We start from the raw sequence: 16,611 nt of genomic DNA on the forward strand, positions 1-16,611 counted from the left end.
TTCGATGGATGCCTTAACGTAGATGATGCCGCACAGATGGCATCACGACGCATAGGCAGAGTGACATCGTTTTTAACAGTTTGTTGCGTGTCGATGCAAGCCGCTTTACAGACGGTTGCAGAGCGCCGCTCGCAAAGGGCTGCTTGCGTATCGTCGGCGGTGGCGCATTCGGGCCGTTTGGGCATCAGGCACGCAACAGGCTGAGCAGTCCATCACGACCTGCGCAATCACGCGCCATCTGGCGCAACTGGATTGTCGCCTCTCGCTCGCAGCGTGATTGGGCTCGTACCGTTTTTCTTTTGCTTATGAACGAAACGGAGACAGCTCGATGAATCATCTCGCCTTTGCAGGACTTTCCGCCCTTGAGGCGCCCGGCTGGGTCAAACACCGCAAGCTGATCGACTGGGTGGAGCGCGTCGCGGCGCTGACCAGGCCCGATCAGATCGTGTGGTGCGACGGTTCGCAGGAGGAATACGACCGGCTATGTACGCAAATGGTCGAAGCCGGCACCCTGAAAAAACTCAATCCCGCCAAACGCCCCAACTCGTATCTGGCCTGGTCCGACCCATCGGACGTCGCCCGGGTCGAAGATCGCACTTTCATCTGCTCGCAACGTCCGGAAGATGCTGGCCCCACTAATAACTGGATCGCGCCGGCCGAGATGCGTACGACGCTCGACAGCCTGTTCGACGGTGCGATGCGGGGCCGCACCATGTACGTCGTGCCTTTCTCGATGGGGCCGCTCGGCTCACCGATCGCCCATATCGGCGTTGAACTGAGCGACAGCCCGTACGTGGTGACGAACATGCGCATCATGACGCGCATGGGCCGTCATGTGTACGACGTGCTGGGTGCCGACGGCGACTTCGTGCCGTGCGTGCATTCCGTGGGCGCGCCGCTCGCCGCGGGCGCGCAGGACGTGCCGTGGCCCTGCAACGACACCAAGTACATCGTCCATTTTCCCGAACAGCGCGAGATCTGGAGCTACGGCTCGGGCTACGGCGGCAATGCGTTGCTCGGCAAGAAGTGCTTCGCGCTGCGCATTGCCTCCACCATGGGTCGCGACGAGGGCTGGCTCGCCGAACACATGCTGATTCTCGGCGTCACGTCGCCGGAAGGGCGCAAGCATCACGTGGCGGCGGCGTTTCCGTCGGCGTGCGGCAAAACCAACTTCGCGATGCTGATTCCGCCGGAGGGTCTCAAAGGCTGGAAGATCTCGACGATCGGCGACGATATTGCCTGGATCAAGCCAGGCAAGGACGGCCGCCTGTACGCAATCAATCCGGAGGCGGGCTACTTCGGCGTCGCGCCCGGCACGAGCGAGAGGACCAATTTCAACGCCATGGCGACGCTGAAGGAAAACGTCATCTTCACCAACGTCGCGCTGACCGACGACGGCGACGTCTGGTGGGAGGGCATGACCGACGAGCCGCCGGCCCACCTCACCGACTGGCAGGGCCAGGACTGGACGCCCGCTATCGCCCGGGAAAGCGGCCGCAAGGCGGCGCATCCGAATGCGCGGTTTACAGCCCCGGCAGCGCAGTGCCCGTCGATCGACCCGGACTGGGAGAATCCGGCCGGCGTGCCGCTCGATGCGTTTATCTTCGGCGGACGCCGTTCGACGACGGTGCCGCTCGTCACCGAGGCGCGCAACTGGGTCGAGGGCGTCTACATGGCGGCGACCATGGGCTCGGAGACCACGGCGGCAGCCGCTGGCCAGCAGGGCGTGGTGCGGCGCGACCCGTTTGCGATGCTGCCCTTCTGCGGCTACAACATGAGCGACTACTTCGGTCACTGGCTGCAAACCGGGGAACGCCTCGAACAGCTGCAGGCCGGGTTGCCGAAGATTTTTTGCGTCAACTGGTTCCGCAAGGGGGCGGACGGCAAGTTCGTATGGCCGGGCTTTGGCGAGAACATGCGGGTGCTGGGCTGGATGGTCGGCCGCATCGAAGGGACCGCGCAGGGTGAAGAGCATGCTTTCGGCGTGTCGCCGCATTATGAGGACATCGACTGGAGCGGTCTGGATTTCACTCAGGCGCAGTTTGACGAGGTGATTTCCGTCGACGATGCCGCGTGGCGGGCCGAACTCTGCCTGCACGCGGAGCTTTTCGATACGCTGCGGCAAAATTTGCCCGCGGCCTTGTCGGACACCAGCACGGCTTTGCAAAGCCGGCTTTCCGCATGATCATGTGAGTGGTCACTTCCCGCAAAGACCGCCTTCGGGCGGTCTTTTTTATGTGCATCCATGGTGACGGCGATGCCCGGTTTTTCGAATGATTAATCAGGGGAATTCGCTGTTCCATCAAGCAATACAGCACTAGCTGCAGTGCAGCATATTGTTTCCTGATCCGGAACAATGCATGGTCATGCACTACGCTGGGGAGTACGGTGATACGAAACCAGGTGAAAAATCTGCCTTCTTGAGCAACTTCTGCACGATTTTGCGAGTCGTAGGAGAATTCCAAATTCGCTTCGCTGGCCAAACTGTTTCGCCAGGAAGCCGTCGTATTACGGCAGGAGTTGTCTCATGGATCATTTGCAGTCGATGCGAGTATTCGTCAGAGTGGCGGATCTCGGCAGTTTTGCCCGCGCGGCCAGCGCAATGGATATTTCCAACGCAGTGGCCACGCGCCACGTAGCCGATCTCGAAGGCCGTCTGGGCACCCGTCTGCTCAACCGTACCACCCGCAGCCTTTCGCTGACGGAGTCCGGCCAGGTGTATCTGGAGCGCGCCCGTCAGATTCTCGACGAACTGGAAGATGTCGAGCAGATGGTCGTGGCCCGCAATCACGAACCCGTCGGCACCTTGCGCATCGTCGCGCCGGTGGTGTTCGGCCTGCACAACCTTGCGCCAGTGCTGCAGACCTACGCCGAGCGTTATCCGAAGGTCATCCCCGACGTCACGCTGGTCGACCGTCAGGTGGATCTGGTCGAAGAGGGTTTCGACGTCGGCGTGGTCATCGCGCGCCAGATGCGCAGTGCGAGCATCGTCACGCGCCGCCTGACGACGGGCTGCATGACCGTGTGCGCGACTCCCGCTTATCTCGAGAAGCACGGCATACCGACGCGTCCCGAGCATCTGCTGGAACATCCGTGTCTTTCGCTGCCCTCCGAGTATTGGGGCGACGAGCGCGTCTTCACCGGCCCCGACGGTGAAGTGCGGGTGCGCCCGACCAACGTGATCGTGGCGAACAACACGGAAATGCTGCGCCAGTTCGCGCTGCTGGGTATGGGCATCGCGATTCTGCCGAGCTACCTGATTGGCCGCGACATGACCCGCGGTCGCCTTGTGCGACTGCTGGGCGACTACCGTCTGCCGCAGGTCGAGATCAATATTGCGTACCCGAGCCGTCGGCACCTGCCGGCTAAGGTGCGGACGTTCATCGACCATCTGGTCGAGCATTTCAGCCAGACGCCGAATAGCCTGCTGGGCGAGCAATGGATCAAGGACGGCCAGGAGCGGCCGGCCTCAGCGGCCAGTGTCGATTCTTCGGCGATCGTGCCGCCGGAAGCCTTCGATGGCGCCGAGCCTCTGTCCCGACTGCTCGACAGCGAGATTTCGCCGAAGCTGCCGGCGAAGTCGCCGTCGCGTAGCCGGCCGGCTGCGTTGTCACCGCTGTAAGGCTCCAGGCGGGGCGCAGCGAGTAAGCGCTCCGCCTCTTTGAAATAGCGGCGCTCAAAAAGAAAAAGGCGCGGCCACGTTGAGTGGCTGCGCCTTTTTTGCTTTCGGGCTTCGTGGCTTTGCCGGCCGGCGCGCCTCAAGAACGGCGCCACCGGCGGCTGACGCCGCCATTCGCTCTAGCCGTTACGAACCCGTCTTACGGGCCGCAGTTTTTTTGGCCGGAGCTTTCTTGGCCGCTGCCGTTTTGGTTGTAGCCGCCTTGGTTGCTGCCGTCTTGGTTGCCGGCGCCTTCTTTGCCGCAGCCTTGCGAGCAGGTGCAGCTTTCTCCACGGTGGTCACTTCGTCGTCGTCGGTCTCCGGCTGCTCAGCCTTGGCAGCCGACTTGGCCGCGGCAGTCTTCGCAGCGGTTTTCGCCGACGGCTCCTTCTTCTCGAACTCGAAGCCGATCTTGCCGTCGCTCTGTTTGACGAGGAATGCTTTGAAGTTGCGCCCGGTGCGCGACGATTTGAAATTCGTCAGCAAGTCGGTGCGTCCTTCCTCCAGCAGCTTGGCCATCTGCTCGCGGGAGATTTCCTGCTGCAGAATCACCTTGCCTGAGCGGAAATCGCAGGTCTTCGGATTGGCCACCGAGTTCTCGCAGACATAGCTCATACCGTGTTCGAAGACGTGAGCCTTGCACTTCGGGCACGCGCCGACCGGCTGCTGCTCGGAGAAGTCCGGCACTTCGCCGTCTTCGCCGCCCGAATCCTGGCCGAAATCGAATTCGAGCTTGTAATTCTTGATCTCGTCGTCGAGCGAGAGCTTCAGAATGGCGGAGAACGGCCGGCCCATCTTGCTGCGGAAGCCCGACAGCGGCCCGATGGTCTTGTTCTTCAGCAACTCTTCGACTTCCTCGATTTCGAATTGCCGGCCACCCGGGATCTTCGAGATCGAGAACTCGCACTTCGAGCATGCGAAGCGACGGTAGTTTTCCTTCACCTGACCGCCGCAATTCGGACACGGCGTCTCCAGCGTCGCGTAGTCGCCGGGGATGGTGTCCGAGTCGTATTCCTTCGCGCGCTTGACGATGGTCTGCGTCATGCGGGCAATTTCCTGCATGAACGCGTCACGCGGCAAGTTGCCGCGCTCCATCTGCGAGAGCTTGTATTCCCATTCGCCGGTGAGCTCCGGCGCGGTCAGTTCCTTGACGCCCAGGCCGCGCAACAGCGTCATCAGCTGGAACGCCTTGGCGGTCGGGATCAGGTCGCGGCCTTCGCGGATCAGATACTTTTCGCCGAGCAGACCTTCGATGATGGCCGCGCGGGTAGCCGGCGTGCCGAGCCCCTTGGCCGCCATCGCCTCGCGCAGCTCGTCGTCTTCGACCAGTTTGCCGGCGCCTTCCATGGCGGAGAGCAAGGTCGCTTCGTTGTAGCGTGCGGGCGGCTTCGTCACCAGTTGCTGTGCCGCGATCTTGTCCGTCTTGACCTTTTCGTCCTTCTGCACCGGCACGAGGTTGGCGTCTTCACCACTGATTTCGCGGCCATAGATCTGCAACCAGCCCGGTTCGACCAGCACCTTGCCTTCCGTTTTGAAGTGATGGCCGACCACTTCCGTGATCCGCGTTGTCACCTTGTACTCGGCAGCCGGGAAGAACACCGACAGGAAGCGCTTCACGACGAGGTCGTACAGCTTCTGTTCCGGTTCGGAGAGGTTCTTCGGCGCTTGCAGCGTGGGGATGATTGCGAAGTGATCGCTGATCTTCGAGTTGTCGAAGATGCGTTTGTTCGGTTTCACCCAACCCTTGTCGAGCACCTGCTTGGCAAACGGCAGATAGTTGTTGCTCTCCTTGAGCATGCCCAAGGTCTGCTTGACCGTCTCCATATAGTCTTCCGGCAGCGCGCGCGCGTCGGTACGGGGATAGGTCAGGACCTTGTGCCTTTCGTACAGCGCCTGAGCGAGGCCCAGCGTGTTCTTCGCCGAGAAGCCGAAGCGGCCGTTGGCCTCGCGCTGCAGGCTGGTCAGGTCGAAGAGCGCCGGCGACAGCTGCGTCGACGGCTTCGATTCTTCCGTCACCGTGCCGATCTGGCCGCGACAGGCGGCAACGATCGTTTCAGCCGCGGGCAGTGCCCACAGGCGCGAGTCGCGCTTTTCCGGGTCGAACTCGTCGCGCCTGAATTTCGGGTCGAACCAGCGGCCTTCATAGAAGCCGGCGGCACAGACGAACTCGGCTTTCACCTCCCAGTAATCGCGTGGCACGAAGCGGCGAATCTTTTCTTCGCGCTCCACGACGATCGACAGCGTCGGCGTTTGCACCCGGCCCACCGTGGTCAGGAAGAAGCCGCCGCCCTTGCTGTTGAACGCGGTCATGGCCCGCGTGCCGTTGATGCCGACCAGCCAGTCGGCTTCCGAGCGGCATCGCGCGGCGTCGGCGAGGGGCTGCATTTCTTCGTCGCTGCGCAGGCGCGCAAAGCCGTCGCGGATCGCGGCCGGCGTCATCGATTGCAGCCACAGGCGCTGGACCGGTTGCTTTGCTTTCGCGTGTTGCGCGATCAGGCGGAAAATCAGCTCGCCTTCGCGCCCGGCGTCACAGGCGTTGATCAGACGATCGACGTCCTTGCGCTTGAGCAGCTTGGTCAGCACCTTCAGGCGCGACTCGCTTTTTGCGATCGGGTTAAGGTCGAAATGCGGGGGGATGACGGGCAGATTGGCGAAGCTCCACTTGCCTCGCTTGACTTCGTATTCTTCGGGCGCAGCGATTTCCAGCAGGTGGCCGACTGCCGAGGAAATGACGTAATCGTCACTTTCGTAGTATTCGTCATGCTTGGTAAAACCGCCCAAAGCCCGCGCGATGTCGTTCGCGACAGAAGGCTTTTCGGCGATGATCAGTGCTTTGGACATGACTGGATGTGAGTTGGTAGATTCGGGTTCAGGCCCTGGGTTCGCGACGCCAGGTTTGCGACCCATTAACGACCGCTTTATAGCACACGGCGCTGCTGCGGCGTGTCAAGCGTCAGAAAAAGCGGCTCGTCATCATTGCGCATTCAACACTTGAACAAGCGGCCGATGGTGCGCCGCAGGCGGTCTGCAACGCCTGTGCCGCAGGTCCGGTGGCGGCGCAAACTGTCGCTTTCAAGCAACCGCGAGCGCCGGCCGAAGCTTGGGCGCGCCGGTCACGCCCGGCAACGCGGTCAGGTCGGCAAGCATCCGGTCGACGATTGCCGCCTGCGGCAATACGGTGCCGAAAAACCGTGTGGTCACGCCGTCTTCTATCAGGATGGTAGGAAAATTTTCTACGTCCAGGTCGTCGAAGCGGTCTGCATGCGTTTCGATGTCGATCCACGCAAAACAAATATCCGGATGCTTGTCGGCCAGCCGGTCAAAGGCCTCGCGATACTCCCGGCAGGTGCCGCACCACTGCGCGCACAGGCAGGCCACGAACAGCATTTCGTGGTCATTGACGCACTCGGCGATCCGGTCCTGGTCGGTGTCGAGGTTCAGCGCGGGCATGTGGATTCCTTGCGTACTTGTTCAGGTGCTTTGGCGCGAATGTAGCATGGCGGCTCGCAAGCTGTGACCAGCCGCGCTCAACTGCGGCTGGCGCGCGCAAAGCGGCCACCGGGCAGAACCGTCAGATGGCCCGCCAGTTCGAGCTGCAACAGCGTGCTTTGTAACGCCGCGTCCCCCATGTCGGTGCGCGCGGCAAGAATTTCAAGCGTGGCCGGGGCGTGGCCGAGCGCGTCGAGCAGCTTTTGCGCGTCTGGGTCGAGAGCGGATGCGGCGGCTGGTATCGGCGCCTCGCCGGGCCTCTGCGACAAGTGGTTGGCGAGCAGCCGCGCAATCGAGCCGGCCGCCTGTGGCGACGCAAAGCCCAGCTCTTCGAGGATCTCCTCGGGCGTTTCGACCAGCTTTGCACCCTGCTTGAGCATCCGGTGGCAGCCGCGCGACAACGGCGCGTGGATCGAGCCAGGCAGCGCGAACACGTCCCGTCCCATTTCGTTGGCAAGACGGGCGGTGATCAGTGAACCGGAGCGCATAGCCGCTTCGACCACGAGGACGCCGCCGGCAAGGCCCGCAATCAACCGGTTGCGCTGAGGGAAATTGGCGGCGCGCGCGGGCGTGCCGAGCGGCCACTCCGAGATGATCGCGCCGACTGCCGCGATCTGGCGCGCGAGCGGCCGATGTGCCGCCGGATAGACAAGATCCGCGCCGGTCCCGATCACCGCGATGGTGCCGCCGCGGCCAGCCAGCGCGCCGCGATGCGCCGCACCGTCGATGCCGAGCGCCAGGCCTGACACGACCACCAGACCCGCGTTGGACATTGCCCGCGAAAAGCGCTCGGCATCTTCGATGCCTTGTGGTGTCGCACTACGGCTGCCGACTACGGCCACACCCTTCGCGTGCAGCAGATCCAGCCGGCCCTTCACATATAGCAAGGCGGGCGGATCGGGCATGGTCAGCAGGGCGGGCGGATAGACCGGATCGTCCAGCGTCACGATGGCGTTGCCTTCCAGCTCGCGCCATGCCAGTACCTCATCCAGATACTGTGCGAATTCGGCGCCCGGCGGCGCCAGCGCGGCGCGGGCGGAGGCCTCGTCGGTCGCGGCCGCCAGTCGCGCAAACGGCTGTGCAAGGATCGCAGCCGGCAAGCCGAAGGCGTTGAGCATGGCGCGTAATGCGCCCGGTCGCAGCCCCGGCGCCATGGAGAGTCGCAGCCATGCGACAAGTTCGTCGTCGGTCGTGGGCAGGGTGTGCATTGCGTATTCATCCTTTCACATGGCCAGCGGGCAGGCAGGCGCCATGCTAAAATTTTCATCATCCGAAATAACTGCAGCGCCGCGCCCACCCGCGCGGGCTCGTCGTTTGCGCACATTGGGCGCGTTGAATCGAACGTGTTCGACACCACCTATCCTCTGCGTAACGCGACGACCTCACAAGCTGGCCGGATGGCCAGTCATGCGACTCTCCGCCTGTGAGCGGCGCCTGAAACCCACCACGAGATCATGGCTTTACTGAACATCCTCAATTACCCGGACAAGCGGCTGCACAAGATTGCCAAGCCAGTGGAAGCCGTCAACGACCGCATCCGCAGGCTCGTCTCGGACATGGCCGAGACCATGTATGCCGCACCCGGCGTGGGCCTTGCGGCCACCCAGGTGGACGTGCATGAGCGCGTTATCGTGATTGACGTGTCGGACACACACGACGAGTTGCATGCCTTCATCAACCCCGAGATCGTCTGGTCGAGCGACGAAAAGAAGATCAACGAAGAGGGTTGCCTGTCGGTGCCGGGCATCTATGACAACGTCGAACGCTCCGAGAAAGTGCGCGTGCGCGCGCTGAACGAGAAAGGCGAGACCTTCGAGCTGGATTGCGAAGGGCTGCTGGCCGTGTGCATTCAGCACGAAATGGATCACCTGATGGGCCGCGTGTTCGTCGAGTACCTGTCTTCGCTGAAGCAGACGCGCATCAAGAACAAGATGAAGAAGCTCGCCCACGCAATGTAATGCGCGTCCATTTCGTCCGGTACCTCCGTTCATGAGTCATTCATTACGCGTCATCTTTGCCGGCACGCCGGAGTTCGCCGCGGCGGCACTCGCCGCGATTCACGAGGCGGGCTTTCCGGTGCCGCTCGTGCTGACGCAGCCCGACCGCCCGGCCGGCCGCGGCATGAAGCTGCAGGCCAGTCCCGTGAAGCGTTACGCCGGGGAGCACGGTTTGGCGGTGGCGCAGCCGCCGTCGTTACGTCGTAACGGCAAGTTCCCCGCCGAGGCAACGGCTGCGATCGACCTGCTGCGCGCCACCCCGCACGACGTGATGGTGGTTGCCGCCTACGGCCTGCTTCTGCCGCAAGAAGTGCTGGATATCCCGCCGCATGGCTGCATCAACATTCACGCTTCGTTGCTGCCGCGCTGGCGCGGCGCCGCGCCGATCCACCGCGCGCTGGAAGCAGGTGACAGCGAGACCGGCATCACGCTGATGCAGATGGACGTGGGCCTCGACACCGGCGCGATGATCTCGGAAGCACGCACGCCGATTCACGACGACGACACCACCGCCACATTGCACGACCGTCTGGCGCAAGCCGGTGCGCGTCTCGTCGTCGAGGCGCTGGTCGAACTCGAACGCAGCGGCAAGCTGGTTGCCACGCCGCAGCCGGCGGAGGGTTCGACGTATGCGGAGAAAATCGGCAAGCACGAAGCCGCACTCGACTGGCGGCGCCCCGCGGCCGTGCTGGCGCGTCAGGTGCGCGCCTTCGACCCGTTCCCAGGCGGCGTGGCGACACTCGACGGCACGGCCCTGAAGATCTGGTCCGCAGTCCCGGTAGATGTATCTTCGGACGCCGGGCCCGGCACGATCCTCGACGTGTCGCCGGAGGGCGTGATCGTGGCGTGCGGTGAAGGCTCGCTGCGGCTTACGCAACTGCAGAAACCGGGCGGCAAGCGCCTTCCGGTGCGCGAATTCCTGGCAGGCTCGACGCTTGCCGCCGGCCAGCGTTTTCAGCTTCCGGAAGCACAATAACAGGCGTGCGGACGAGGTCGCCATAGGCCATTCGGCCGACTCCCGCTGCATGCTTGCAGCGCGTTAGAATCATTGATGCAACGTCTGCGCTTCCCAGTGCTTTCCAATGCTTCCGCACCTGCCGCTTCGCGCCGGGTCCGCGCGGAGGCGCGAAAACCGCAGGCGCCCCGACGTTTTCTTGCGAGGAACCCATGTTCGGCATCACCCATTTCGGATTTTTCGTCGTCGCTGTGTTTCTGCTGAACGTGACGCCTGGGCCGGATACGGCCTATATCGTCGGGCGCAGCGTGGCGCAGGGGCGCGGTGCGGGTTTGATGTCGGCGTTCGGCATCTCGGCGGGTTGCTGCGTGCATTCGCTTGCCTGCGCGTTCGGTTTGACCGCGTTGCTCGCCGCGTCCGCAACCGCCTTCACCGTCATCAAGTTCGTGGGTGCGCTGTACCTGATGTACCTCGGCGTCCGGCTGATTTTCGCGCGACCTGCGCCGGCTGAGGCTTCTCCCACGGTACGCGTGGCCGGCGCGCCGAAGTCGTTGCGGCAGTTGTTCCTGCAGGGCTTCTGGACCAACGTCCTCAATCCCAAGGTCGTGCTGTTCTTCGTGTCCTTTTTCCCGCAGTTCGTCACCACCGGCAGCGATCACAAGGCGCTGGCTTTTCTGACGCTCGGCGTCGTGTTTGTCGTCATGAGCATGATGTGGAACAGCTTTGTCGCGTGGGTCGCGGGCAGCGTCACGCGGCGTTTTTCCGGCAAACCGGGCGTGAAGCGGTGGCTGGATCGCGGCGTCGGCGGCGCGTTCGTCGGACTGGGCATCAAGCTGGCCACGGCATCACACTGAAAGTCTGAACGCAGCAATTGAATTTTCCTTGCCTGCCCATATCTAACAAAATGCTTACGGTGTGTCGCTGCCAGCGGGCAGTAGCGGATATGAACCCGTCATTCGGGGCAAGGAGCATGGAACATGTTTAACTGGGTCAAAACCGCGATGTTGATGGCCGCGATCACGGCCCTTTTCATCGTGATCGGCGGTGTGATCGGCGGTTCGCGCGGCATCATGTTCGCGTTCGTCATCGCGCTGGCCATGAATTTTTTCTCGTACTGGTTCTCGGACAAGATGGTCCTGCGCATGTACAACGCGCAGGAAGTCGACGAAACCAGCGCGCCGCAGTTCTACCGGATGGTGCGTGAACTCGCCACGCGCGCCGGCCTGCCGATGCCGCGCGTCTATCTGATCAACGAAGACGCGCCGAACGCGTTCGCTACCGGCCGCAATCCTGAGCATGCCGCGGTTGCGGCGACCACGGGCATTCTGCGTGTGCTGTCCGAGCGCGAAATGCGTGGCGTGATGGCCCACGAACTGGCGCACGTCAAACACCGCGACATTCTGATCTCGACCGTCTCGGCGACCATGGCGGGCGCGATCTCGGCGCTGGCGAACTTCGCGATGTTCTTCGGCGGCCGCGACGAAAACGGCCGTCCGGCCAACCCGATCGCGAGCATTGCGGTTGCCCTGCTCGCGCCTGTTGCGGGCGCGTTGATCCAGATGGCCATCTCCCGCGCCCGCGAATTCGAAGCGGACCGCGGTGGTGCGCAGATCTCGGGCGACCCGCAGGCGTTGGCGTCGGCGCTGGACAAGATCCACCGCTACGCGAGCGGCATTCCGTTCCCGACCGCTGAGGCTCATCCGGCCACCGCGCAGATGATGATCATGAATCCGTTGAGCGGGGGCGGGATCGCCAGTCTCTTCAGTACTCACCCGGCCACTGAGGAGCGCATCTCACGGCTGATGGAAATGGCGCGCACCGGCCGTTTCGAATAACCGCTGCTGCCGGCGCTCGCCGGCTCCATGCGAAAAAAGGGTGAGCCAGTCTGCTCACCCTTTTTCATTGGCGCCGGGTTCACCGCCCGCAGCGGACGCCCGGCGCAGCAGCGCCGGCGGCCCACGGTCCGCCCGGCGCTCCAAGCTACAATGTGCAGTCTGCGTCGCGCGCACCGCGCGGCGCGCTTTTGCCTTCTTCATGACTTCAAAGCCTTCCACGCGTCCTGTTTCGCCTTCGCCGCGGCCGCGCGAATCACGTCTGTCGACGCTGCATCTTGCGCCCGAATCGCTCGGTTTCGCGCTGGATTGCGCGGCGCAAGCGGTGGGTGCGGTGCGCTTTGGTTCGGCACTGCCTGCCGCGTTGACGTCGGTTTTCGTGTCCGCGCCCGAAGGCAGCGCAGCTGCCGCGCGGGGCGCCGTGCAGGATATCTCGTACCGCACCATGCGGCGCCTCGCCAGCGCAGACTGGCTGATCGCGAAGCTGGTGCGCAAGGCGCCGCCGCCGCACGTCGGCAACGTGCTGGCCTGCGCGCTCGCGCTGCTGATTGATTCCGAAGAGACTGCGGCTTACGCGCCGTTCACCGTCGTCGATCAGGCAGTCAACGCCATCGCTGCGCGCCGCGAGTTCGCATTCGCGAAGGGCCTCGTCAACGCTGTGCTGCGCAATTTCCTGCGCGAACGTGAGGCGCTGTTGAGCGACTTGCAGACCGACGAAGTCGCGCGCTGGAATTACCCGGCATGGTGGATCGACGCCGTGCGACGTGCGTGGCCCGACAACTGGCAAGACATTCTCACGTCCGGCAATACGCAAGGGCCACTGACGCTGCGCGTCAACGCGCGCCGCTCGACGGTCGACGCATATCTGCAGGTATTGCGCGACCACCATATCGAAGCGACCCGCGCGGGCGAGGACGGCGTGCGGCTCGCCACACCCATGCCTGTAGATCGCATTCCCGGCTTCAACGACGGCGTGGTGTCGGTGCAGGATGCCGGCGCGCAACTCGCCGCACAGCTGCTCGGCGCGCGCGACGGCATGCGCGTGCTCGACGCGTGCGCCGCGCCCGGCGGCAAGACGGGTCATCTGCTCGAACTGGCCAAGCTCGAACTCGTCGCGCTCGAAAGCGACGCGGCGCGGGCGCGGCGCATCGGCGAAAATCTGCAGCGGCTGGGTCTGAGCGCCGAGGTTCGGATCGGCGACGCGGGCGATCCGGTCAAGTGGCACGACGACATCGACCGTCCCTTCGACCGCATTCTTGCCGACGTGCCGTGTTCCGCCTCGGGCATCGTGCGGCGTCATCCGGACATCCGCTGGTTGCGCCGCGCCTCGGATATTCCGGCACTTGTGGCCGAACAACAACGCATTCTGGCGGCGCTCTGGCCGCTCGTGAAGCCCGGCGGGGAGTTGCTCTACGTGACGTGCTCGATCTTTCCTGAAGAGGGCGAATTGCAGGCGCAGTGGTTTGGAAACAAGTACCAGGATGCGGTACGATTGGACGCGCCGGGGCAACTGCTGCCCACCGCGGCCCGCGCGCCTGCCGACGCCCCGGAGGGTTCCAGTGCAGGACCAGGCACCGGCTCGAACCCCGATCACGACGGATTCTTCTACGCGCGCTTTCAGAAACGGTGACCATCAAACGCTTCTTTTCGCTTCGGCTCGCCGCCGTGCTCTGGATCGCGCTGGCCTTTTGGCTGAGTGCACCGGGCGCGGCGCATGCTGATTCGATTGCGGTGCAGCGCGCTTCGCTGCAGTCGGACGGCAACGGCTGGAATCTGGATGCGCGGTTTGACTTTGACCTGAACAGCAATCTCGAAGATGCCGTCAACAAAGGCATCCCGCTCTACTTCACCACCGATTTCGAACTCAGCCGGCCGCGCTGGTACTGGTTCGACGAGCAGCCGGTGAGCGTGTCGCAGAGCATCCGACTGTCGTTCCAGCCGCTTACACGCGAATACCGCGTGTCCACGGGCGGCCTGCAGCTCGGCTTCGGCACCTTGAAGGAAGCGCTTGCGGTCATCCAGCATGTCACGTCGTGGCATGTGATCGATCGCAATCAGGTGCAAAACGGCGAGACCTATACCGCATCAGTGCGCATGCAGCTCGACATCGCATTGATGCCCAAGCCATTCCAGATCGACGCGGTGAACAACCGCGACTGGAATCTCTCTTCCGACTGGAAGCGTTTTACTTTCACGGTGACCGAACGTGCTAAATAAAGTACGCGGGACCACCAGCGTCAGCAGCATCGTCGTGCGCGTGCTGGTGTCGACAGTGGCGGTCACGGCCGTTTTGCTGCTGGTGTTGCTCGCCGCCGCAAGCGCGAACACCGAGTTCTTCGACCGTTACTATCAATGGCTGTACGCAGCCAACGTCGTAGTCGCGCTGATCTTCCTGATGGTCGTGACGGCGCTCGTCCTCATCATCATTTACCGGCTGCGCAAGGGTAAATTCGGCACGCGGCTACTGGCGAAGCTCGCGTTCTTCATGGCGCTGGTGGGTGTGGTGCCGGGCGGCATCATCTACATCGTGTCGTATCAGTTCGTTTCGCGCAGTATCGAGTCGTGGTTCGACGTGAACGTCGAAACCGCGCTCACGTCAGGGCTGAACCTGGGGCGCGGCATGCTCGACGCATCGTTGTCGGACCTGCAGACCAAGGGTCGTCTGATGGCCGAGCAGCTCGCCAGTGCGGATGCCGCTGGAACCACGCTGACGCTGTTGCGTCTGCGCGATCAGTTCGGCGTGCAGGATGCAACGATCGTCGAGCCGGTGCGCAGCATGTCCGGCGCCGCGCCTGATATGCACGTGGTGGCGCAGGCATCGGGCAACTATGTGACGCTCGTGCCGAACGACCTGCCCACGCCCATCATGATCGAACAGGCGCGCGGCCGCGGCTTTGCAGCGATTGAAGGCGAAGTGGACGGCGACCCGAACGCGAACGGCGGCAAGGGCGTGCTGAGACTGCGTATCGTGCAGCGCATTCCGGATTCGAACGCGTCGCTGCTGCAGCCAACAGAGCGCTTCCTGCAACTCACGCAGCCGGTGTCGCCCACGCTCGCCCGCAATGCGGACGCGGTGCAGCGGGCGTATCGCGAGTATCAGGAGAAGGCGCTCGGCCGCACGGGTCTGCGCAAGATGTACATCGGCACGCTGACGCTGGCGCTCTTTCTCGCCACCTTCATTGCGATGATGCTCGCGCTCGCGCTCGGCAATCAGCTCGCGCGTCCGTTGTTCCTGCTCGCGCAGGGCACCAAGGAAGTGACCGAAGGCGACTACACGCCCAAGCGCGAGATCAAGTCGCGCGACGAACTGGGCTTCCTCACGCAGTCGTTCAACGCCATGACGCGGCAGCTTTCGGAGGCGCGCGCGGCGGTCGAAAACAACCGCATCGCGCTCGAGCATTCGAAGGCGTACCTCGAGAGTATTCTTGCGAATCTGACCGCCGGCGTGTTCGTGTTCGACCGGCAGTTCCGGCTCACCACGGCGAACCGCGGCGCCGAGCGGATTTTCCGCCAGCCGTTCCACTCCGAGCTCGGTTCGCCGCTGGATCACATCAGCGTGCTGAGCGATTTCGGCGCGATGGTACGCAAGGCATTTGCCGATCGCGAGGCCGCGAGCGGTGACGGTCACGACGACCGGGGCCACTGGCAGCAGCAATTTTCGGTGCAGGTGCCGGGCGAAGGCGAACCGCTCACGCTGCTGGTACGCGGCGCACGCCTCGTGTCCGCCACGGACCGCGAGTCCGAAGACATGCAGACGTCCGGCTACGTGGTCGTGTTCGACGATATCTCCGACGTCATCTCGGCGCAGCGCTCGATCGCCTGGGGTGAAGTGGCGCGCCGTCTGGCGCATGAAATCAAGAATCCGCTCACGCCGATCCAGTTGTCGGCCGAGCGCTTGCAGATGAAACTTGCGGACAAGCTCGCACCGTCCGACGCCGACGTGCTCAAGCGCGGCGCGACAACCATCGTCAATCAGGTGGCGGCGATGAAGCAGATGGTGGACAGCTTCCGCGACTACGCACGTACGCCGCCGGCGGTGCTCGCCAACCTGCAGCTCAACGAACTGGTGAGCGAAGTGCTCACGCTGTACGGCATTGAAGAGGGCAAGAGCGCGATTCGCGTCGAGCTGGCGACACTGCCGGTGATTCGCGGCGATGCGACGCAGTTGCGTCAGGTGGTCCATAACCTGCTGCAGAATGCGCAAGATGCAGTGGCCGAGGTCGAGAGCCCTCGTGTGCTGCTCGAGACGAGGACAGTAGAATATGGCGATCCCGACGCAGAAGGTAAAGTGCGCGTTGCGGTGCGTCTGACAGTGTCGGACAACGGGCCGGGCTTCCCAGCACGCATCCTGACGCGTGCATTCGAACCTTACGTGACGACCAAGGCCAAAGGGACAGGGCTTGGGCTGGCGATGGTCAAGAAGATCGTCGACGAGCACGGGGCGCGGATCGACATTCGTAATCGTCTGAAAGCAGGCGATGTGATTGAAGGCGCGCAGATTTCGATCCTCTTTCTTCAATTGGCAGACGATGCTGCGGCACCTGGAGCAGGGCCGCAGGCGGCGCATGGCAGCGCGTCGCAGGGAACGACAAAAGCAACAGTGCAGACAAGGGCAGCGTAAATGGCAACCATCCTGGTGGTAGATGATGAAATGGGCATCCGGGAATTGCTCTCGGAGAT

General features: G+C 63.3%; 12 protein-coding genes. 9 read left to right on the forward strand and 3 right to left on the reverse strand.

What is annotated here, in order from left to right; translation table 11 throughout:
* Positions 1–328 precede the first annotated feature (328 nt).
* A complete protein-coding gene (locus VGH41_RS00825) occupies positions 329–2,185 on the forward strand; it encodes a phosphoenolpyruvate carboxykinase (GTP) (RefSeq protein WP_331595405.1) in 1,857 nt (618 codons plus the stop codon).
* A gap of 342 nt (positions 2,186–2,527) precedes the next feature.
* Positions 2,528–3,622 (forward strand): LysR family transcriptional regulator, encoded by a 1,095-nt coding sequence (locus tag VGH41_RS00830; protein WP_331595406.1) that lies wholly within the window; start codon positions 2,528–2,530, stop codon positions 3,620–3,622.
* A gap of 183 nt (positions 3,623–3,805) precedes the next feature.
* Here VGH41_RS00830 and VGH41_RS00835 read toward each other — a convergent pair whose 3' ends face one another.
* From VGH41_RS00835 to dprA, 3 genes are all read right to left on the reverse strand, one after another.
* Positions 3,806–6,499, reverse strand: a complete 2,694-nt coding sequence (locus VGH41_RS00835) for a DNA topoisomerase III (protein WP_331595407.1) — start codon at positions 6,497–6,499, stop codon at positions 3,806–3,808.
* Between the two features lie 231 nt (positions 6,500–6,730).
* Positions 6,731–7,108 carry a thioredoxin family protein gene (locus VGH41_RS00840; RefSeq protein WP_331595408.1) on the reverse strand — a complete coding sequence of 126 codons (378 nt, stop codon included), beginning with the start codon at positions 7,106–7,108 and terminating at the stop codon, positions 6,731–6,733.
* 77 nt (positions 7,109–7,185) lie between these two features.
* On the reverse strand, positions 7,186–8,355 hold the full coding sequence (gene dprA / locus VGH41_RS00845) for a DNA-processing protein DprA (RefSeq protein WP_331595409.1): 1,170 nt from the start codon (positions 8,353–8,355) through the stop codon (positions 7,186–7,188).
* Between the two features lie 246 nt (positions 8,356–8,601).
* Here dprA and def point away from each other — a divergent pair, with 246 nt between their 5' ends.
* The 7 genes from def to VGH41_RS00880 all read left to right on the forward strand — a co-directional run bounded on the left by def (position 8,602) and on the right by VGH41_RS00880 (position 16,552).
* The gene (def, locus tag VGH41_RS00850) at positions 8,602–9,105 is read left to right on the forward strand and encodes a peptide deformylase (RefSeq protein ID WP_331595410.1); all 504 of its coding nucleotides are present in this window, start codon (positions 8,602–8,604) and stop codon (positions 9,103–9,105) included.
* A 31-nt stretch (positions 9,106–9,136) separates the two neighbouring features.
* Entirely contained in the window at positions 9,137–10,120 is a 984-nt protein-coding gene (gene fmt / locus VGH41_RS00855; RefSeq protein ID WP_331595411.1) for a methionyl-tRNA formyltransferase, read from the forward strand.
* 191 nt (positions 10,121–10,311) lie between these two features.
* Entirely contained in the window at positions 10,312–10,953 is a 642-nt protein-coding gene (locus VGH41_RS00860; RefSeq protein ID WP_331595412.1) for a LysE family translocator, read from the forward strand.
* A gap of 123 nt (positions 10,954–11,076) precedes the next feature.
* Complete coding sequence (gene htpX, locus VGH41_RS00865) at positions 11,077–11,934, forward strand: zinc metalloprotease HtpX (protein WP_331595413.1); 858 nt, start codon at positions 11,077–11,079, stop codon at positions 11,932–11,934.
* Positions 11,935–12,133: 199 nt separating this feature from the next.
* Positions 12,134–13,561: a 16S rRNA (cytosine(967)-C(5))-methyltransferase RsmB gene (gene rsmB / locus VGH41_RS00870; protein WP_331595414.1), complete on the forward strand. Its 1,428-nt coding sequence runs from the start codon at positions 12,134–12,136 to the stop codon at positions 13,559–13,561.
* Entirely contained in the window at positions 13,558–14,148 is a 591-nt protein-coding gene (locus tag VGH41_RS00875) for a DUF4390 domain-containing protein (RefSeq protein WP_331595415.1), read from the forward strand. Before rsmB ends, VGH41_RS00875 begins: the two co-directional genes overlap by 4 nt.
* A complete protein-coding gene (locus VGH41_RS00880) occupies positions 14,138–16,552 on the forward strand; it encodes a PAS domain-containing sensor histidine kinase (RefSeq protein WP_331595416.1) in 2,415 nt (804 codons plus the stop codon). Before VGH41_RS00875 ends, VGH41_RS00880 begins: the two co-directional genes overlap by 11 nt.
* Positions 16,553–16,611: the final 59 nt, after the last annotated feature.

Source organism: Paraburkholderia sp., from assembly GCF_036488795.1.
Lineage (GTDB): Bacteria > Pseudomonadota > Gammaproteobacteria > Burkholderiales > Burkholderiaceae > Paraburkholderia.